Source organism: Azospirillum thermophilum (assembly GCF_003130795.1).
Lineage (GTDB): Bacteria > Pseudomonadota > Alphaproteobacteria > Azospirillales > Azospirillaceae > Azospirillum > Azospirillum thermophilum.
Window position 1 is genome coordinate 374566 of sequence record NZ_CP029353.1, and the last position, 19431, is coordinate 393996.

The 19431-nt window shown below is 70.2% G+C and carries 16 protein-coding genes and 1 tRNA gene; 8 read left to right on the top strand and 9 right to left on the bottom strand.

Annotated features, from left to right (window positions below; all coding sequences use genetic code 11):
• The first annotated feature begins 76 nt into the window (after nt 1-76).
• On the top strand, nt 77-640 hold the full coding sequence (locus DEW08_RS07860; protein WP_109325991.1) for an ankyrin repeat domain-containing protein: 564 nt from the start codon (nt 77-79) through the stop codon (nt 638-640).
• Between the two features lie 51 nt (nt 641-691).
• A complete protein-coding gene (locus tag DEW08_RS07865; protein ID WP_109325992.1) occupies nt 692-1675 on the top strand; it encodes a CobD/CbiB family cobalamin biosynthesis protein in 984 nt (327 codons plus the stop codon).
• Between the two features lie 36 nt (nt 1676-1711).
• On the opposite strand, the gene DEW08_RS07870 is transcribed toward DEW08_RS07865, so the two are convergent.
• From DEW08_RS07870 to DEW08_RS07885, 4 genes are all read right to left on the bottom strand, one after another.
• Complete coding sequence (locus DEW08_RS07870; RefSeq protein ID WP_109325993.1) at nt 1712-3115, bottom strand: DEAD/DEAH box helicase; 1404 nt, start codon at nt 3113-3115, stop codon at nt 1712-1714.
• Nucleotides 3116-3427: 312 nt separating this feature from the next.
• Nucleotides 3428-3934 (bottom strand): GNAT family N-acetyltransferase, encoded by a 507-nt coding sequence (locus DEW08_RS07875; RefSeq protein WP_109325994.1) that lies wholly within the window; start codon nt 3932-3934, stop codon nt 3428-3430.
• Complete coding sequence (mscL, locus tag DEW08_RS07880) at nt 3931-4422, bottom strand: large conductance mechanosensitive channel protein MscL (protein WP_109325996.1); 492 nt, start codon at nt 4420-4422, stop codon at nt 3931-3933. Before mscL ends, DEW08_RS07875 begins: the two co-directional genes overlap by 4 nt.
• Nucleotides 4423-4502: 80 nt before the next feature.
• Nucleotides 4503-4964: a MarR family winged helix-turn-helix transcriptional regulator gene (locus DEW08_RS07885; protein ID WP_109326003.1), complete on the bottom strand. Its 462-nt coding sequence runs from the start codon at nt 4962-4964 to the stop codon at nt 4503-4505.
• 82 nt (nt 4965-5046) lie between these two features.
• Here DEW08_RS07885 and DEW08_RS07890 point away from each other — a divergent pair, with 82 nt between their 5' ends.
• Nucleotides 5047-5460, top strand: a complete 414-nt coding sequence (locus DEW08_RS07890; protein WP_109326004.1) for a VOC family protein — start codon at nt 5047-5049, stop codon at nt 5458-5460.
• 95 nt (nt 5461-5555) lie between these two features.
• Here the strand turns inward: DEW08_RS07890 and secA are convergent, their stop codons facing one another.
• A complete protein-coding gene (gene secA, locus DEW08_RS07895) occupies nt 5556-8282 on the bottom strand; it encodes a preprotein translocase subunit SecA (protein WP_109326006.1) in 2727 nt (908 codons plus the stop codon).
• A 266-nt stretch (nt 8283-8548) separates the two neighbouring features.
• Between secA and trpB the strand changes: the two genes are divergently transcribed.
• Genes trpB through DEW08_RS07915 form a run of 4 tightly spaced genes read left to right on the top strand, consistent with a single transcriptional unit; the run spans nt 8549 to nt 13037 of the window.
• Entirely contained in the window at nt 8549-9766 is a 1218-nt protein-coding gene (trpB, locus tag DEW08_RS07900; RefSeq protein WP_109326007.1) for a tryptophan synthase subunit beta, read from the top strand.
• On the top strand, nt 9763-10623 hold the full coding sequence (trpA, locus tag DEW08_RS07905; RefSeq protein ID WP_211107189.1) for a tryptophan synthase subunit alpha: 861 nt from the start codon (nt 9763-9765) through the stop codon (nt 10621-10623). The genes trpB and trpA overlap by 4 nt, the downstream gene beginning before the upstream one ends.
• A 30-nt stretch (nt 10624-10653) precedes the next feature.
• Nucleotides 10654-11655, top strand: a complete 1002-nt coding sequence (accD, locus tag DEW08_RS07910; RefSeq protein WP_109326008.1) for an acetyl-CoA carboxylase, carboxyltransferase subunit beta — start codon at nt 10654-10656, stop codon at nt 11653-11655.
• Between the two features lie 26 nt (nt 11656-11681).
• Nucleotides 11682-13037: a bifunctional folylpolyglutamate synthase/dihydrofolate synthase gene (locus DEW08_RS07915; RefSeq protein WP_109326009.1), complete on the top strand. Its 1356-nt coding sequence runs from the start codon at nt 11682-11684 to the stop codon at nt 13035-13037.
• Between the two features lie 39 nt (nt 13038-13076).
• Here DEW08_RS07915 and DEW08_RS07920 read toward each other — a convergent pair whose 3' ends face one another.
• Entirely contained in the window at nt 13077-15104 is a 2028-nt protein-coding gene (locus tag DEW08_RS07920) for a hypothetical protein (protein ID WP_109326011.1), read from the bottom strand.
• Nucleotides 15105-15218: 114 nt separating this feature from the next.
• Between DEW08_RS07920 and DEW08_RS07925 the strand changes: the two genes are divergently transcribed.
• A tRNA-Arg gene (locus DEW08_RS07925) sits at nt 15219-15295 on the top strand.
• 149 nt (nt 15296-15444) lie between these two features.
• On the opposite strand, the gene DEW08_RS07930 is transcribed toward DEW08_RS07925, so the two are convergent.
• The 3 genes from DEW08_RS07930 to gyrB form a co-directional block, all read right to left on the bottom strand.
• Nucleotides 15445-16029: a hypothetical protein gene (locus DEW08_RS07930; protein ID WP_109326012.1), complete on the bottom strand. Its 585-nt coding sequence runs from the start codon at nt 16027-16029 to the stop codon at nt 15445-15447.
• 36 nt (nt 16030-16065) lie between these two features.
• Complete coding sequence (locus DEW08_RS07935; protein WP_109326013.1) at nt 16066-16398, bottom strand: hypothetical protein; 333 nt, start codon at nt 16396-16398, stop codon at nt 16066-16068.
• 489 nt (nt 16399-16887) lie between these two features.
• The gene (gyrB, locus tag DEW08_RS07940) at nt 16888-19359 is read right to left on the bottom strand and encodes a DNA topoisomerase (ATP-hydrolyzing) subunit B (RefSeq protein ID WP_109326016.1); all 2472 of its coding nucleotides are present in this window, start codon (nt 19357-19359) and stop codon (nt 16888-16890) included.
• Between the last annotated feature and the right edge of the window lie 72 nt (nt 19360-19431).

The window sequence follows — 19431 nt, forward strand, 5'->3', positions numbered from 1 at the left end:
ACGGGGTGGCTGGTCAAGCAGCCGGCCTTGCGGCTAGTATCCCGCCACGCCTGGATTGAAGGAAGGGACGTCCGCCATGAAGCGGCTGCTTCTCGCCCCTGCTGTTGTCTGTGGGCTCGCCCTGGGGCTGAGCGCCCCGGCCCATGCCCAGATCAGCCTGTTCTCGGAGCCTTCGATGATGAAGGCGGTGACGCAGAACGACACCGCGACGCTGAAGGGCCTCCTTCTCAAGGGGGAGAATCCGAACCAGACCGACATCAACGGCCGCACGCCGCTGCAGATCGCCATCGGCGCCGGCAACAGCGAGATGGTGCGCCTGCTGCTGGACGGCGGCGCCCAGGTCAACCGCGCCGACAAGGCCGGCAACACGCCGCTGCTCGCCGCGGCCGAGGCGGGCGACGCGACCGTCGTCGACCTTCTGCTGAAGAAGGGCGCCAAGGTGGACCAGGACAACCGCGAAGGCCTGACCCCGCTGATGGCGGCGGCGCGCGGCGGCCGGGCCGACATCGTGGACCGGCTGCTGAAGGCCGGCGCCAAGGTCGACCGCGCCGACTTCACCGGCCGTACCGCGCTGACCTGGGCGCAGGAGGGGCGCAACGCCCGCGTCACCACGCTGCTGCGCGGCGCCGGCGCCAAGTAGGATCGGAACCCAGCCAGGACCGGAACGGAGCAAGGATCGGAAGGGCGGTCGATGCTGAACAGCGCCTTCGGCGGCCCGGGACCGCTTCTCCTCCTGCTGCTCGCGCTGGCGATCGACGCCGCGGTCGGCGACCGGCTCGACCGCATCCTGCCCGACCCCGCCGCGCTGGCCCGGCGCTTCTGCCTGTGGGCCGACGCGCGGCTGAACCGGGCGGAGCGGGGGCCGACCACCGTGCTGATCCGCGGCGCGCTGGTCGTGCTGGCCCTGCTGGCCGGCGTCGCCGTCCTCGGGCTGATCGTCGAGTGGATCGGCGGCCAGGGGCGCGGCTGGATCCTGGAACTGGCGGTGGTGCTGTGCGGGGTACGCGGCCGGGCGGCCTGGACCCGGGTGCGGGCGGTGCGCCGGGCGCTGGAGAGCGGCGGGTTGGCTCCCGGACAGCAGGCGGTGCAGCCGCTGACCCGCCGCCATGCCTACAGCCTCGACGAACATGGGATCGCCCGCGCGGCCATCGAGGCGGCGGCCCGCGCCTTCGACCGCAAGCTGGTGGCGCCGATATTCGGCTATCTGCTGCTCGGCGTGCCGGGCCTGCTGGTGTGGACCGCCATGGACGGCGCCGACGCGGCGCTGGGCAGCCCCGGCATCCGCCACGAGCGGTTCGGGCTGACCGCGGCCCGGATGGACGATGCGCTGAACGCCCTGCCGGCACGGTTCGCCGCGCTGCTGCTCGCCGCGGCGGCCCCCTTCATCGGCACCGCCTCGGCAGGAGGGGCGGTGCGGACGCTGGGCCGGGATGCCCGCAAGCACCCCTCTCTGAACATGGGATGGCCGATCGCCGCGATGGCGGGCGCGCTCGGCCTGTCGCTGGCCGGTCCGCATCGCGACGGCGGCGTGGTGATCACCGAACCCTGGATCGGCGACGGCCGGGCGAGGGCCACCGCGGCCGACATCGGCCGGGCGCTGGCCCTTTATGCCGTGGCGGCGCTGATCCTGGTCGGTCTGGTCGCTCTGCTGGTGTGGGGGGTGGCGGGGCTCTGAGGCCCCGCCCGCCCTATCCTTACCGGATCGTCCCGCTTACCAGCTCTTGGCGCGGGCGGCGCCGGCCGGCTTGCCGGTGCCGCGGCCCTGGTCGCGGCGGGCATGACCATGGTCGGGGCGGCCATGCTCCGAGCGGCCATGGCCGTTGTGGCCGGCGTGGCCGTGGCCGGCATGCTCCGGACGCCCGCCTTCCGGACGGAAGCTGCGCGGCTGGCCGTTGCCGTCGCCCTTGCGGTGCCAGGGCTTGCTGCCCGACGGCCGGCCGGCGCGGTTGCCCATCGGAGGCCGGCTGCTGTTGCTGAACGGGCGCTGCGGCTCCAGCCCCGGGATCACATGGATCGGCAGGGTGGACTTGGTGAAGCGCTCGATGCGGAACAGCGTGTCGCGGTCGGCCCGGCCGGCGAAGGAGATGGCGACGCCCGACGCCCCGGCGCGGCCGGTGCGGCCGATGCGGTGGACATAGTCCTCGGCCGAGCGCGGCAGGTCGAAGTTGATGACGTGGGTGATGTCGCGCACGTCGATGCCGCGGGCGGCCACGTCGGTCGCCACCAGCAGGCGGACCTGGCCGTTGCGCAGCCGCTGCAGGGTGCGGTTGCGCTTGGTCTGGTCCATGTCGCCGTGGAGCGCCGCGGCGGCATGGCCGGCCTGGGCCAGCTCCTCCGCCAGCGTGTCGGCGTCGCGCTTGGTGGCGGCGAAGATGATCGCCTTGCCCACCTCGTCCTGTTCGGCGAAATGGTGCAGCAGGCGCCGCTTGTGATCGAGGTCGTCGACCTGGTGCAGCCGCTGCTCGACGTTCACCGAGGTGGCCTGGCTCTCGACGGCGACGCGCTCCGGGTCACGCAGCAGGTTGCCGGCGAGCTGCGCCATGCGGCGGTCGAGCGTCGCGGTGAACAGCAGGGTCTGGCGGGTCGGCGGGCAGCACTTGGCGATCGTCTCGACGTCGTCGAGGAAGCCCATGTCGAGCATCCGGTCGGCCTCGTCGAGCACCAGCACCTCGACCCCTTCCAGGTCGATGCGGCGGCGCGACACGTGGTCGAGCAGACGGCCCGGCGTGGCGACCAGCACGTCCACCGGCCGCGACAGCAGGCGGAGCTGCTCGCGGTAGGGCATGCCGCCGACCACGTCGACGATGTTCATGCGCAGGCCCTTGGCATAATTGCGGGCCGCGTCGGTGACCTGCTTGGCCAGCTCGCGCGTCGGCGCCAGCACCAGCATGCGCGGGGCGGCGATGCCCAGCCGCGGCAGCTCGGCGATGCGGGTCAGGGCGGGCAGGACGAAGGCGGCGGTCTTGCCGGTGCCGGTCTCGGCGGTGGCAAGCACGTCGCGGCCGGCCAGCGCCGGCGGAATGGCGGCCGCCTGGACGGGAGTCGGCTCGCTATAGCCGAGCGCTTCCAGGGCCGAGAGGACGGAGGGATGCAGACCGAGTTCGGAGAAAGACAATGCGGACAACCTTCTCAAGCCATGCCGACACGCCCCCGCGCACCCCGACGGTAGGCGGTGGGAGAGCCGGCGATCTTCGCCGGGAGGAGGTCGGAAGAGGGAGAGGCGTCTATCCGAAGCGGGGTCCTTCAGCCCCCGTACCTCGGGGGTCCTGCCCAGCATATGCAAAGCGCGTCTCGCTCAAGAGACGCACGAGCCTCCAGCGATCAGGCGGTGAACATAGTGTGTTGCGCCGCAAGATCCAAGCCCCTTCCGACCCGGCTTCGGCGGGGGAGCCATGCAATGCCGGGCAAAGCCGGCCAGCGCCGCGGGTCAGTCCCCGGCGGGGCGGAGGAAGCGCGCCCGCAGCTCCTCGTCATGGTAGGTGCCGCCGACCAGCAGGGCGTGGCGCTCCACGCCGTAGAGGCGGAAGCCCAGCCGCTCGTAGAAGCGGCAGGCCGGCCGGTTGCCGGCGGCGACCGCGAGCTGCACGACCTCCACCAGCCCGGCGGCATGGTCGAGCAGGGCGGTCACCAGCGCCTCGGCGACGCCGGTGCCGCGGTGGCCGGGGCGGACATACATCCCCCACAGCGTCGCCTTGTGCCGCTGCTTCGCCCCGCTGCGCAGCAGCAGCCCGACGGTGCCGGCGAGCCCGTCGCCGGTCTCGGCGCCCCACACGGGGTTGCCGGTCAGGCGGTCGCGGAAGAAGGACAGGGGCCGGGCCGCCTCCTCGGCATGGTCGGCGCCGAAGGCTTCCGGATGGACGAGCAGCCCTTCCAGCCGCAGCGCGCGCCAGGCCTCCGCGTCCGCGGCACCGAGGCGGCGGATGCGCGGGCTCATGCCCCGCCGCCCGGCCGTCCGGCCCTGTCGGGGCTTGCCGGATCGGGTCTGGCCGGATCGGTGCCGGCCGGATCGCCCTTCGCCATATCCTTCAGCGCGTCGCGGATCTCCGCCAGCAGGATCTCCTGCCGCGGCGTCTCCTTCTTCTTCTCGGCATGGAGGAAATGCAGGCGGTTGACCTGCCGGACCACCAGGAACAGCGCGCCCGAGACGATCAGGAAGTTGATCAGCGTGTTGATGAAGCGGCCGTAGTTGATGGTCGCCGCCCCCGCGGCCTCCGCCGCCTGCAGCGTCTCGTACCGACCGCCGGACAGGCTGACGAAATAGTTGGAGAAATCGATGCCACCCACGATCCAGCCGATCGGCGGCATCAGGATGTCCTTCACCAGCGAGTTGACGATGCCGGTGAAGGCGGCGCCGATGATGATGCCGACCGCCAGCTCCACCACGTTGCCGCGGCTGATGAACTTCTTGAATTCCTCGAGCATCCGTCTCTTCCCCCGGGGCCTGCCTGCGCACAGCCTAGCTGAAACGCCGCAGGCCGGGGGTGTGATCCGGCCGCCGCGGGTCAGGCCGGCTGCATGGCAGGCTTCGACAGGGCGAGGAGCAGGTCCCGCAGGGTGTCCGGACCGCCGGCCGTCAGCCCCGCCTCGATCTCCGCATGGGTCTGCCGCCAGACCGGCAGGGCCTGCAGCAGCAGCGCATGGCCGGCCGGGGTCAGGGCCATCCGCCGTTCCCGGCGGTCGCGCGGGTTGGCGAGCGCCTCGACGAGGCCCCGGCGTTGCAGCGGCTTCAGGGCGGCGGTGAGGGTTGTGCGGTCCATCGCCAGCAGCGGCGCCACCGCCCCGATGGTCGGCGGCTCCGGCCGGTTCAGCGCCATCATCAGCGAGAACTGCCCGTTGGTCAGGTCGAAGGGGCGGAAGGCCTCGTCGAAGCGGCGGGCAAGGGCGCGGGCGGCCCGCTGGACATGCAGGCACAGGCAGGCGTCGCGGACCTGCAGGGTGGCATCGTACGGCACGGCGTTTGACATGGCCCAATTATGTTGATATCAACGTTTCCTGTCAACAAGGCCCGCCCGCCCGTCGGGGGCCGGCGGAGAAATGGGAGGAGACATGCAGGTCCAGTCCTATCTGTTCTTCGAAGGCCGCTGCGACGAGGCGCTGGCGTTCTACGGCCGGGTCCTGGGGGCCGAGACGGTCGAGCTGATGCGCTACAAGGATGCGCCGGAGCCCTGCCCGGAGGGCGCGGTCGCGCCGGGTTCGGACGACAAGGTGATGCACGCCGCCTTCCGCGTCGGCGACAGCCTGCTGATGGCGTCGGACGGATCCTGCTCCGGCCAGCCGAGCTTCAGCGGGATCGCCCAGACCCTGACCGTCGGGGACGAGGCGAAGGCCGCCGAGGTCTTCGCCGGTCTGGAGGATGGCGGCACGGTCGTCATGCCGCTCGGCCGGACCTTCTTCTCCCCATGCTTCGGCATGGTCACCGACCGGTTCGGCGTGATGTGGATGGTGATCGTCCAACCCTGATCCCGGCCCTTCGACGGCAAAAAGCCCCGCCGGGCGGACCGGCGGGGCTTTTCCTTGTGCGGACCCGCAGCGTGGGCGGGTGAAGCGCCCGCCGGTCAGGCGAGGCGGCCGTGGCAGTGCTTGAACTTCTTGCCCGAGCCGCAGGGGCAGGCCGCGTTGCGCGGGGTGTTGGCCATCACCTCGGGCGGCAGGGGCTGGTCCTCGCCGCCGCCCGCGGGCAGGGCGGCGCTGCGGCGGACCATGCCCTCGGGCAGCGCCTCCTCGCCGGCCAGGGCCAGCGCCGGGTCGTTGCGGCCCTCGTGCATCTCCTGCATCTGGCGGGCGAACAGCTCCTCCGGCGAGGGCGACATGCGGATCTCGACATGCATCAGCACCTGGGTGACCTGCTCGCGCAGCGCCATCAGCATGCTGTCGAACAGCTCGAACGCCTCGCGCTTGTACTCGTTCAGCGGGTCCTTCTGCGCATAGGCGCGCAGGTTGATGCCCTGGCGGAGATGGTCGAGCTGGAGGAGATGGTCCTTCCATTCCTGGTCGAGGATCTGGAGGAGCAGGCTCTTCTCGACATGGCGGATCGTCTCGGCGCCGTAGTTCGCCACCTTCTCCGCGTATTTGCGGTCGGCGGCATCGCGCACCCGCTCCTCGATCTCCGGCTCGGCGATGCCCTCCTCCTTGGCCCATTCATGGACCGGCAGGTCGAGGCCGAGGATGCGGTTGCAGGCCTCGTGCAGGCCGTCGATGTCCCACTGCTCGGAGTAGCTGTTGGCCGGGATGGCGGTGGCGACCATGTTGGCGATGATCTGGTGCCGCATCTCGCGGATTTCCTCCGCGATGTCGTCGGTCTCCATCACCTCGCGGCGCTGCTCGTAAACGACCTTGCGCTGGTCGTTCATCACGTTGTCGAACTTCAGCAGGTTCTTGCGGATCTCGAAGTGATGCGCCTCGACCTTCTGCTGAGCCTTCTCCAGCGCCTTGTTGATCCAGGGGTGGATGATCGCCTCGCCTTCCTTCAGGCCAAGGCGCTGCAGCATGCCGTCCATGCGCTCCGACCCGAAGATGCGCATCAGGTCGTCTTCCAGCGACAGGAAGAACTTGGAGGCACCCGGATCGCCCTGGCGGCCCGACCGGCCGCGGAGCTGGTTGTCGATGCGGCGGCTCTCATGCCGCTCGGTGCCGACGACGTAGAGGCCGCCGGCCGCCTTGACCGTCTCGCGCGCCTCGGCGACCTCGGCCTCGATCTGCCTGATGCGGGCCTCGCGCTCCGGGCCTTCCGGCAGGTCGGCCAGCTCAACCGCCACCCGCATCTGGACGTTGCCGCCGAGCTGGATGTCGGTGCCGCGGCCGGCCATGTTGGTGGCGACCGTCACCGCGCCCGGCCGGCCGGCCTGGGCGACGATGTAGGCCTCCTGCTCGTGGTGGCGGGCGTTCAGCACGTTGTGCGGGATCTTGCGCTTCTTCAGCAGGTCCGACAGCAGCTCGGACTTCTCGATCGAGGTGGTGCCGACCAGCACCGGCTGGCCGCGTTCCCGCGCCTCGCCGATCAGGTCGATGATGGCGTTGTACTTCTCGGACGCGGTCCGGTAGACCTCGTCGTCCATGTCCTTGCGCTGGACCGGCAGGTTGGTCGGCATCTCGACCACCTCCAGCCCGTAGATCTCGGCGAACTCCGCCGCCTCGGTCATCGCGGTGCCGGTCATGCCGGCCAGCTTGGGATAGAGGCGGAAGTAGTTCTGGAAGGTGATGGAGGCCAGCGTCTGGTTCTCGCGCTGGATCGTCACCTTCTCCTTGGCCTCCAGCGCCTGGTGCAGGCCTTCGGAATAGCGCCGGCCCTCCATCATGCGGCCGGTGAACTCGTCGATGATGATGACCTTGTCGTCCTTGACGATGTAGTCCTTGTCGCGCTGGAACAGCATGTGGGCGCGCAGCGCCTGCTGGGCATGGTGGACCAGCGCCACGTTCTGCAGGTCGTAGAGCCCGCCCGTCTTCAGCAGCCCGGCCTCGGCCAGGAGCTGCTCCATATGCTCCTGCCCGGCCTCGGAGAAGCTGACGGTGCGGTGCTTCTCGTCCTTCTCGTAATCCTCCGGCTTCAGCATCGGGATCAGCCGGTCGACCTGGACATACATCTCGGACGAGTCGGTGGACGGGCCGGAGATGATCAGCGGGGTGCGCGCCTCGTCGACCAGGATCGAGTCGACCTCGTCGACGATCGCGTAGTTGAAGCTGCGCTGGACCATGTCCTCCAGCCGGAACTTCATGTTGTCGCGCAGATAGTCGAAGCCGAACTCGTTGTTCGTGCCGTAGGTGATGTCGGCGGCGTAGGCGGCGCGCCGCTCGTCGTCGTCCAGCCCGTGGATGATGCAGCCGGTGGTCAGGCCGAGGAAGCGGTAGATCCGGCCCATCCAGTCGCTGTCGCGCTTGGCGAGGTAGTCGTTGACGGTGACGACGTGGACGCCCTTGCCCTCAAGCGCGTTGAGGTACACGGCCAGCGTGGCGACCAGCGTCTTGCCTTCGCCGGTGCGCATCTCCGCGATGCGTCCCTGGTGCAGCACCATGCCGCCCATCAGCTGCACGTCGAAATGGCGCTGGCCGAGCACCCGCCTGGCCGCCTCGCGCACGGTGGCGAAGGCATCGGGCAGGATGTCGTCCAGCGACTCGCCCTTGGCAAGCCGGTCCCGCAGCCAGTCGGTCCGGCCGCGCAGCGCCTCGTCGGACAACGGCGAGACCTCCGCCTCCAGCGCGTTGATCCGCTGGACGGTCTTGTGGAGCGCCTTGACGTTGCGGGAATTGGCGGTGCCGAAGATCTTGCGGGCGAGAGCACCGAACATGAAGAACCTCGAAGGGGTAAAGGCTGGGCATGGGCCTGGATTGCGACCGGTCTCACATAGGGCCGCCGCAACTTCCTGTCAACGAAACCCGCCCGGCGCCGGGGCTGTCATGCGGCCGCAAGGGGGTGTCCGGACGGGTTGCCCCGCCCCTTTCGCGTCCCATCTTGCCGATGGCGGCAGGCGGGTGCTTCAAATCCCCGTCCCGGGCCGCTATGGTGGCGCCTTCCCAAGGCGCGGCAACCCCGCATCAGGCAGTCCTCACGGCGATGACCAGACCCAACACCTATCGTTCCGGTCCCGACGACCGCGGCCATTTCGGCATCTATGGCGGACGCTTCGTCGCCGAGACCCTGATGCCCCTGATCCTGGAGGTCGAGCGGGCCTACAACGAGGCGCGCAACGACCCGGCCTTCGAGGCCGAGATGCGCGGGCACCTGAAGCAGTATGTCGGGCGCCCCAACCCGCTCTACTACGCGGAGCGGCTGACCGAGAAGCTCGGCGGCGCCAGGATCTACTTCAAGCGCGAGGAGCTGAACCACACCGGCGCGCACAAGATCAACAACTGCATCGGGCAGATCCTGCTGGCCCGCCGCATGGGCAAGAAGCGCATCATCGCGGAGACCGGCGCCGGCCAGCACGGTGTCGCGACCGCCACGGTCTGCGCGCTGTTCGACATGCCCTGCGTCGTCTACATGGGCGAGACCGACATCGCCCGCCAGCAGCCCAACGTCTTCCGCATGAAGCTGCTGGGGGCCGAGGTGCGCTCCGTCACCTCCGGCGCCAAGACGCTGAAGGACGCGATGAACGAGGCGCTGCGCGACTGGGTGACCAACGTCGCCGACACCTATTACCTGATCGGCACCGCGGCCGGCCCGCACCCCTATCCCACCATCGTCCGCGACTTCCAGTCGGTGATCGGCGAGGAGGTGTGGACCCAGATGATGGAGCTGGAGGGGCGGCTGCCCGATTCGCTGGTCGCCTGCGTCGGCGGCGGCTCCAACGCCATCGGCCTGTTCCATCCCTTCCTCGACGAGCCGACCGTCCGCATGGTCGGCGTCGAGGCGGCCGGGCGCGGCATCGACAAGGGGCCGCTCGACCATGCCGCCTCGATCACCGGCGGGCGTCCGGGCGTCCTGCACGGAAACCGCACCTACCTGCTGCAGGACGAGGACGGGCAGATCATCGAGGGCCACTCGATCTCCGCCGGCCTCGACTATCCGGGCGTCGGGCCCGAGCATGCCTGGCTGAACGACATCGGCCGCATCGAGTATGTGTCGGCCACCGACGACGAGACGCTGGAGGCCTTCCAGCTCTGCGCCCGGACCGAAGGCATCATCCCCGCCCTTGAATCCGCCCACGCGCTCGCCGAAGTGGTGAAGCGCGCCCCGACCCTGCCGAAGGACCACCTGATGGTGCTGTGCCTGTCGGGCCGCGGCGACAAGGACATCTTCTCCGTCGCCAAGCATCTGGGAGTCGAGCTGTGAGCGCCCAATCCACCAACGGCCGGGCCATCACCGAAGGCCGCATCGCCCGCCGGTTCCAGGCGCTGAGGGCCGAGGGACGCGCCGGGCTCGTCACCTTCATCACCGCCGGCGACCCCGATGCCGGGACCTGTCAGGCGCTGCTGAACGGGCTGCCGGGGGCGGGCGCCGACCTGATCGAGCTGGGCCTTCCCTTCACCGACCCGATGGCCGACGGCCCGGCGATCCAGGCGAGCTCGCTGCGCGCCCTGCATGCCGGGGCGAGCACGAAGCGGACGCTGGAGCTGGTGCGGAACTTCCGCCGGGGCGACGCCGACACCCCGATCATCCTGATGGGCTATTACAACCCCATCTACTCCTACGGCGTGGACAGGTTCCTGGCCGATGCGGTGGAGGCCGGGGTCGACGGGCTGATCATCGTCGACCTGCCGCCGGAGGAGGACGAGGAGCTGTGCCTGCCGGCGCTGAAGGCGGGCGTCAACTTCATCCGCCTCGCCACCCCGACGACCGACGACAAGCGGCTGCCGGCGGTGATGGCGAACACCTCGGGCTTCGTCTACTACGTGTCGATCGCCGGCATCACCGGCACCGCCAGCGCCGCCAGCAGCGACATCGGCGCCGCGGTGGCGCGGCTGAAGCGCCACACCGACCTGCCGGTCGCCGTCGGTTTCGGCATCAAGACGGCGGAGCAGGCGGCCTCCGTCGCCCGCCTCGCCGACGCGGCGGTGGTGGGCTCCGCCATCGTCACACGCATCGCCGACAGCCTGGACGCCGCCGGCAAGCCCAAGGCCGGCCTGGTGGAGGACGTGCTGGGCTTCGTCGCCGGGCTGGCCCAGGGGGTTCGCGCCGCCCGGGGCTGACCGGACGGTGCCAAGGAGTTTCAAGAGACTATGAACTGGCTTACCAACTACGTCCGCCCGAAGATCCGCGCCCTCTACACCCGCAAGGAGGTGCCGGACAACCTCTGGCACAAATGCCCGAGCTGCGAGGCGATGCTGTTCCACCGCGAGCTGGAAGAGAACCTGCACGTCTGCCAGCATTGCGGCTTCCATATGCGGCTCGACCCGGTCAAGCGGCTGGCCTCGATGTTCGACGAGGGGCAGTACGAGACGGTGGAACTGCCGAAGTCGATCGTCGACCCGCTGAAGTTCCGCGACCAGAAGCGCTACACCGACCGCCTGAAGGAGGCGCAGACCAAGACCGGCCGGGGCGACGCCATCGTCGTCGGCTCCGGCCCGATCGGTGGCCAGCCGTCGGTGGTCGCCGCCTTCGACTTCGGCTTCATGGGCGGCTCGATGGGCATCGCGGTGGGCGAGGGGCTGCTGACCGCCGCCCGCAAGGCCGTCGCGGCGAAGGCGCCGCTGATCGTCGTTCCGGCCTCGGGCGGTGCGCGCATGCAGGAAGGCATCCTGTCGCTGATGCAGATGCCGCGCACCACCATCGCGGTCGAGATGGTGAAGGAGGCCGGGCTTCCCTACATCGTCGTGCTGACCGACCCGACCACCGGCGGCGTCACCGCCAGCTTCGCCATGCTGGGCGACATCCACATCGCCGAGAAGGGCGCGCAGATCGGCTTCGCCGGTGCCCGCGTGATCGAGAGCACGATCCGCGAGACCCTGCCGGAAGGCTTCCAGCGTTCCGAGTATCTGCTGGAGCACGGCATGGTCGACATGGTCGTCCACCGCCGCGACCTGCGCGACACGCTGGCCCGCGTCATCGGCCTGCTGATGCGCAAGTCCCTGGCCGAGGACGGCTTCGTCGAGGTGATCACGCCGGAGGCCGACCTGCCGGCCATCGCCCAGGCGGGCGTCCAGCCGGGTAGCCCGGCCGGCGTGCAGGCCGGGGCCGCCCAGCCGGAGCCGGCGCGCGCCGCTTCCGAACAGCCGGCCTGACGCGCGGGCGGGGGAGGGTCCGGACGATGACGACCGATGCGACCGCGACCGATGGTGCCGCCGCCGACGGGACCGTGAAGCCCCTGAAGCCGGCGGATCCGGTGCTGGACCGGTTGAAGGCCCTCCATCCCAAGGTAATCGACCTGTCGCTGGACCGCGTGAAGCGGCTGCTGGCGGCGCTGGGCAATCCGGAGCGGAAACTGCCGCCGGTCGTCCATGTCGCCGGCACCAACGGCAAGGGCTCCACCATCGCCTTCCTGCGCGCGATGCTGGAGGCGGCGGGACACCGCGTCCACGTCTACACCTCGCCGCACCTCGTCCGCTTCAACGAGCGCATCCGGCTGGCCGGCCGGCTGATCGACGACGGGGCGCTGGCCGCCCTGCTGGAGGAGGTGGAGCAGGCCAACGACGGCAACCCCATCACCTTCTTCGAGGTGACCACCGCCGCCGCCTTCCTCGCCTTCTCCCGCGTGCCGGCCGACGTGGTCCTGCTGGAGACCGGGCTGGGCGGCCGGCTCGACGCCACCAACGTGGTGGACCGTCCGGCGGTGACCGCCATCACCCGCCTGTCCTACGATCACCAGCAGTTCCTCGGCGAGACGCTGCTGGAGATCGCCAACGAGAAGGCCGGCATCTTCCGCCGCGGCGTCCCGGCCGTGCTGTTCCCCCAGCCCGCCGCGGAAGCCCAGGGCATGCTGGAGAAGCGCGCCCGGCTGAAGAAGGTGCCGATCTATCCCTGGTCGGTAACCCCGACCGGCGACGGGTTCCGCTTCGAAAGCGGCAAGCGCAGGCTGGACCTGCCGCGCCCGGCCCTGCCGGGGCCGCACCAGATCGTCAATGCCGGCGTCGCCATCGCCTGCCTCGACCACCTGCCCCTGGCGGTGGACGACGAGGCGGTGCGCCGCGGGCTCGCCACGGTCGAATGGCCGGCGCGCCTGCAGCGGCTGGTCCGCGGCCCGCTGGTCGGGATGCTGCCGCCCGGCTGGGAGCTGTGGCTCGACGGCGGCCACAATGATTCCGCCGGCGAGGCGCTGGCCCTGCAGGCCATCGAGTGGCATGCCGAGGATCAGGACCGGCCGTTGCTGATGATCTACGGCATGCTGGAGACCAAGGACCCCTACGGCTTCCTCGCTCCGCTGGGCGCCTTCGTCACCGCGCTGCGGTCCGTCGGCATTCCCGGCGAGCCTTCCAGCCTGCCGCCGGAGGAAACCACCGAGGCGGCGCGCATCTGCTCGATCGTCGATTCCGCTCCGGCCGACAGTGTCGAGGCGGCGCTGGCCGATCTGATCGGGGCGCGCACCGCCGCCGGCAAGGGGCCGGCCCGCGTGCTGATCTGCGGTTCGCTGTATCTGGCCGGCGTGATCCTGGCCGGGAACGGCTGAGCGGACGGGGCCGAACGCGCCCGGGCCGGGGGCGGGCGCCTATTTCCGGCGCTTGCCGTCCAGCTCCAGCATGCCGCGCAGTGCGGCAAGGGTCTTCTCCAGCGCGTTCTGCTCGTCCCTGTCCGCCATGGCCCGATCCGACATGGCCTGATCCGACATGGGCGGGCCGTCGTCCATCGGGCGCGGCGGCGCGTCCTTGATCAGGTCGAGGATCGGATCGTCCTCATCCTCGTCCGGGTCGGGCGCGGCCGGCGGCCGGCGCGCCGGCGGAGCCCCGGCGCGGGCGGCTCGCCGGGTGCGCTCGTCTTCGGCATCCTCATCCTCGACGAGCGCGCGCAAGGCCCGCATCGCCTCTTCGATCTCGCGCTCCTGCTCCGACAGGGGAGCGGCGGCGGGCTCGTCCTCGCCGGTCTCCTTCTCCCAGTCCGGGCTGGTCTGCCACTCCGGTTCAGGGTCCGGCTGTTCAGGCTCTGGCATCCGAAGGTCGGGCCAGGATTCGGGCATCCGGGTCCGGGCCGGCTCCGGCGGAGGCTGCAAAGCGGCCGGGACGTCGCGCTCGCGCGGCTTCGCCGGCTTGTCGGCGGGCCGGGCGAGGCCGGGCGGCGCGCGCGGCGGCTCGGGCGGGCGCACCGGCTCCTCGGCCAGGGCCGGCGGTGTCATCGGGAGGGCTGGCGGGGGGGCCGCCTGTCCGGGCTCCGCCGCCGCCGTCTCGATCATCCGGCGCAGGGCGGCCAGCGTCCGCTCCATCGACTCGTCGTCATCCTCGGGCAGACTGGAGTCGCGGACCGGACGCGGTGCCGGCCGGGGCGGGGGCGCCAGCGGTTCCGGGGGCGGCGGTTCGGCGGTCGGCCGTGGCGAGGGCGGCGTGAGGACGGGATCGTCGTCCTCATCCAGAAGGTCCGGCTCGTCCGGTTCGGCGAAGCGCGGGCCGAAGCGGGGGCGCGGCGCCTCCTCCCGCGGCTCGTCGCGCCGCGGGCGGGCGGGCGGCGGATCCTCGGGCCAGGCATCGTGGCGCTTGTCGGGATCGCGGATGGCGAAGGCGAGGATCTCCTCGTCGGACGGTTCCTCGTCATCCTCCTCGCCATCACTCCCTGCATCATTCTCGGAGACGTCGGGCAACAGCTCGTCGGCCGGATCGTCCTCGAAGTCGCGGCGGACCAGCGCCTGCGGCGTGAAGGCGCGCAGGGGCGGCGGTTCCGCAGCCTCCGTTGCCTCCTCGGGCGCCTCCTCGTCCCTGTCGGGGGTGGCGAGGTCTTTCGGCTCGTCGCGGACGGGCATGGGGACATGCCGCTCCGGGAAGGGCGGTGGCTCCGTCTCCTCCTCGGCTTCGGCGGCGCGCTGCTCGAAGAGCCGGCGCATGGCGGCCAGGGTCTCGTCGAACGGGATCTCCTCCGGCGGGCGGCGCGGTGCCGCGGTCTTGCGCGAGGAGGGCTTTTCCGGGCGGGATGGGGCGTGACGCGACGGCGGGGGCGGCGGGGGCGCCTCGTCCGGCGTGTCGTCGCTTTGCGACAGCAGACGGGCCGCCATGTCGGCGAGCGACACCGGCTCCCATAGGGGAAGGCGCCCCTCCGCCGGGCCATCGGCGATCAGGTCGTCCAGCGAGACCTCATCGATCGAGGGGGGCGGGGGAGCCGGCGGCGGCGGCGGCAGGGCCGGCTGCCGGGCGTCCGCCCGCGGGGCGGGGGACGGGAGGGGGCCGGCATGGGCGGCGTGACGCTCGTCCGGATCGTCGTCATCCAGGTCTTCTTCATCCGGCTCCGGGCCCTCCGGGTGGCCGGAGGCGCTGCGCGCGGCGTTCAGCAACCCCTGGAGGGCGGCCATGGAAGCATCGAAGGACGGCTCTGCCGCCGCCTGTGCCGCTGGTGACGCCGGCCGGTCGGGTAGGGCCGGCCGGGTCTCGACATCACGGGAGTCGCATTGCGAGCAACGGTAGTGCGGCGCGATCGACAGGACCGGATAGCTCGGCCCGAAGCGGCGGACCAGCATGCCGAGCGGCAGCCTGCCGCCATGCCCGCAGGCGCGGCAGCGGATATCCACATCTCCGTCGATGTCGCGAAGGTAAAGCATGCGAGCCATGGTGCGCGCAGTATACGCACCCCCGCCCGCCATGCCCATTCGATTCCGCCCCACCGCTTTTGCCGCTGAACAGCGCCGCGATCCATGCTATAAGCGCGCCCACGTGCGTCCGTAGCTCAGCAGGATAGAGCACAGGATTCCTAATCCTGGGGCCGTGGGTTCGAATCCCGCCGGGCGCACCACTTGCCTCATCAAGCCACTGCCAGAGCTGGGAGACCGGCGGGACCACCGGTTCCGGAACCTCCTCGTGGTACATGCTGGTGGCCGGTTGCCGACCGTTTGAACAAGCCGATACCGCATCGGAGCGATCGGGGCTTATCGTTCTGCGGGCTCAGGGCAGCTCCTGAACGATGTCGCTGTCGACCGCCACCAGACGACATGGCTCCTGGGATACGGCGTCGCAGGCCGCAACGGCCTCTGAAATCGCCTCGTCAATGGTCTTGCGATTTGTCGTGAAGCGATAGGCACGGGACGACATGGCGAAAGCCCCGTGAAGCCACCGTGTCGGCTTGGCCCAATAGTCCGCAAGCCCCCGATGAAGCTGGGACGTCTTGACCCCGCCCCTTTCGACGACCTCGTACGATGGAACCGCGGGAAGCCCGAGATCGTCGCGCATGGTTTGGTGCAGGTCCCGGACCACGGCCCGGTCGACCATGCCGGCCGGCCGGTTCATCCAGTCCTTGACCTCCTCAACCATCTCTTTGCGCGTCGAACGACACGCCCGGAAGGCATGATTGATGGCGGCGCGGCCGAGCGTGTCGCGCTTCTCCAGAAACTGTCCGAGCACGCACTCCTGATAGCTGTCCTTGGTCGCCTCATACCGGGCCTGCTCCGCGCATCCGCTCAGCACTGCAAGCAGCGCTGCAGCGAGGACAGGCCGGCAGCGCTTGCCGTTTTCGAGGTGCAACCGCGTCACCAGTCCGGCCCTCCGCCAAGCCGACCTCGCCGCACGCTATTCCTGCATGGCTTGCTCAAGGCGGTCGCGGCGCGTGTTGCTCATCGGCATCCCTGCGCCCCGATTTGGGCTTTTCTCTCTGGCGGCATTGCGCAGTTCCCTGACCCCGATCGCCACGTCGGGATTGAGGAGTCCCGTCCCGATCCCCGTCGCCACGCTTCCGATGCGGGTCGCCGTCCCCGCAATGCCGGTCGCGGTTCTGGCACCGGCCGCCGCCATACCCTCGACCGGTCGGCCGGCATAGTCCACCGCATGCTGCGCGACCGGAGGCGCGACATCCATGGCCGCCTTCGTCCCGGGATGGCTGTAGATCTGCTCGGCCGTTCCCATCCCATTGGCGCCCGGGACCGAGCGCGGGGAGTGGCCGCGGTATCGCTCGCCGTACGCCGCCTCAACTGGTCAAGCTTGCTCTTCGCCTGACCCTCGACAGTATTGGCCTCGGCGGAAGCGGCCGTAGGGGACGACGAGCAGGCCTGAGCGGATAGCGGAAGCAGGACAACGGAAGACAGCAGCATGAGAAGGAAGGAGCTTTTCATCCCGGTCACTCCGAATGAAGCCACCCTGACACCAGGATTTCATAAGCAACTTTGTTTGTCCGTGCTCAGGCGGCCATCATCCGATTGCTCCCGGAGCAAGGCTCCGACGGATGAACTACCCGAAAGAAGCAGGCAAGTCGGCGGCCGCCTTCCGCTTCCGCGTGGTTTTCCCGACCGAGCCGCCTGGACGGCCGAAGACCGGGCCACCGGCCGGGACCAGTTCAAAAAGAAAGGGACGGAGCCTCATGGCCCCGCCCCCTTCGCTTTCCGATCCCCGTCCCGCTCAGACGTCCAGGTTCGCCACCTTCAGGGCGTTCTCCTGAATGAAGTCGCGGCGCGGCTCCACGATGTCGCCCATCAGGGTGGAGAAGACCTCCTCCGCCTGGTCGGCGTGGCTGACGCGGACCTGCAGGAGGGAGCGCTTCGTCGGATCCAGCGTGGTCTCCCAGAGCTGGTCGGGGTTCATCTCGCCCAGCCCCTTGTAGCGCTGGATCGTCACGCCGCGGCGGCCGAGCTCCATCACCGCGTCGAACAGCGAGACCGGGCCGCTCAGCGTGCGCAGCTCCTTCTGCTTCTCGAAGGCCCGGCTGGGCGTGCCGAAATAGCGCTTCAGGTCGCCGGCCAGGGAGTCGAGGCGGCGGGCCTCGGCACTCTTCAGCAGGTCGCCGTCCAGCAGGTGGCGGTGCGTCACGCCGCGGCGGGTGCGGACCAGGGCATAGCCGCCCTGGGGCAGAAGCTCGCCGCGCCAGCCGCCTTCGGCGTCGAGGGCGTTCAGCCGCTCGGCCACCGTGTCGGCGGCGGCCTGCGCCCGCTCCGGCTCGTTGGCGAGGACGGCGGACAGGGCGCCGGTGACGGCGGCCTGCTCGGCCACGCCCTGGTGACCGGCCTTGCGCGCCAGCGTCTCGATCGGGCCGCGGGCAGTGCGGGCCTTCTCCACCAGCTCCTTCAGCGGGGCGCCGTGCAGGATCGTGCCGTCCTCCAGCGTCACCGACAGGTCGCCGAGCGCCGCCTCGACCAGATATTCCTCCAGCGCCCGATCGTCCTTCAGGTACCGCTCCTTGGCGTTGCCGCGCTTGACGCGGTAGAGCGGCGGCTGGGCGATGTAGAGATAGCCCCGCTCGATCAGCTCCGGCATCTGGCGGAAGAAGAAGGTCAGCAGCAGCGTGCGGATGTGGGACCCGTCCACGTCCGCGTCGGTCATGATGATGATCTTGTGGTAGCGCGTCTTTTCGGCGTTGAACTCGTCGCGGCCGATGCCGGTGCCCAGCGCCGCGATCAGCGTGCCGATCTCCGCCGAGGACAGCATCTTGTCGAAGCGCGCCCGCTCCACGTTCAGGATCTTGCCGCGCAGCGGCAGGATGGCCTGGAACTGGCGGGAGCGGCCCTGCTTGGCCGAGCCGCCGGCCGAGTCACCCTCCACGATGAACAGCTCGGACAGCGCCGGGTCGCGCTCCTGGCAGTCGGCCAGCTTGCCGGGCAGCGAGGCCATGTCCAGCGCGCCCTTGCGCCGCGTCAGCTCGCGCGCCTTGCGCGCCGCCTCGCGGGCGGCGGCGGCCTCGACCACCTTCTGGACGATGCGCTTGGCGTCGGCCGGATGCTCCTCGAAGAAGAGGGCCAGCGCCTCGCCCAGCACCGCCTCGACCACCGGACGGACCTCCGAGGAGACCAGCTTGTCCTTGGTCTGGCTGGAGAATTTCGGATCCGGGACCTTCACCGACAGGACGCAGGTCAGCCCCTCGCGGGCATCGTCGCCCGACAGGTTGACCTTCTCCTTCTTCGCGATGCCGGACTCGTTGGCGTAGTTGTTGATCGCCCGGGTCAGCGCCGCGCGGAAGCCGGCCAGATGGGTGCCGCCGTCCTTCTGCGGGATGTTGTTGGTGAAGCAGAGGGTCGTCTCGTGGTAGCTGTCGTTCCACTGGAGCGCGCATTCCACGGTGACGACGCCGCCATGCTCGGTCGGCCGCTCCGCCTTCACGGTGACCGCCGGCTTGTGCAGCGGCACCTTGGAGCGGTCGAGGTAGGTGACGAACGCCTCCAGGCCACCGTCGTAATGCAGGTCGAGCACCTTCGGCTCCACCCCGCGCGCGTCGGTCAGCACCAGGCGGACGCCGGAGTTGAGGAAGGCTAGCTCGCGCAGCCGGTGCTCCAGCGTGGCGTAGTCGAACTCGGTGTTGCTGAAGGTCTCCTTGGACGGCAGGAAGGTGACCTCCGTACCGCTCAGCAGCTTGCCGCCCTCCAGGGCCGGGGCCGGGCCGACGTCGGCCAGCGGGGCGTCCGGCACGCCGTGGCGGAAGCGCATGGTCCAGGTGCGGCCGTCGCGCCAGATGCGCAGGTCCAGCGTCTCCGACAGCGCGTTGACCACCGAGACGCCGACGCCGTGCAGGCCACCCGACACCTTGTAGCTGTTCTGGTTGAACTTGCCGCCGGCATGGAGCTGGGTCATGACGACCTCGGCCGCCGACACGCCCTCTTCCGGATGGATGGCGGTGGGGATGCCGCGGCCGTTGTCGCGCACGGTCACCGAACCGTCGGCGTTCAACTGAACCTCGACCCTGTCGCAATAGCCGGCCAGCGCCTCGTCGATGGCGTTGTCGACGACCTCGTACACCATGTGGTGCAGACCGGAACCGTCGTCCGTGTCGCCGATATACATGCCCGGACGTTTGCGGACGGCGTCGAGCCCACGCAAGACGGTGATCGACTCGGCCCCGTAGTCCTGCTGCGGGAGGTCGTTCTTCAATGCTTCCTGTGCCATGCTGCGACTATAACAGATTGCGTTCGGTTTTCGGCGGTTAAGCATCCGTGAAGCGGCGTTTTTTCCGGCCTC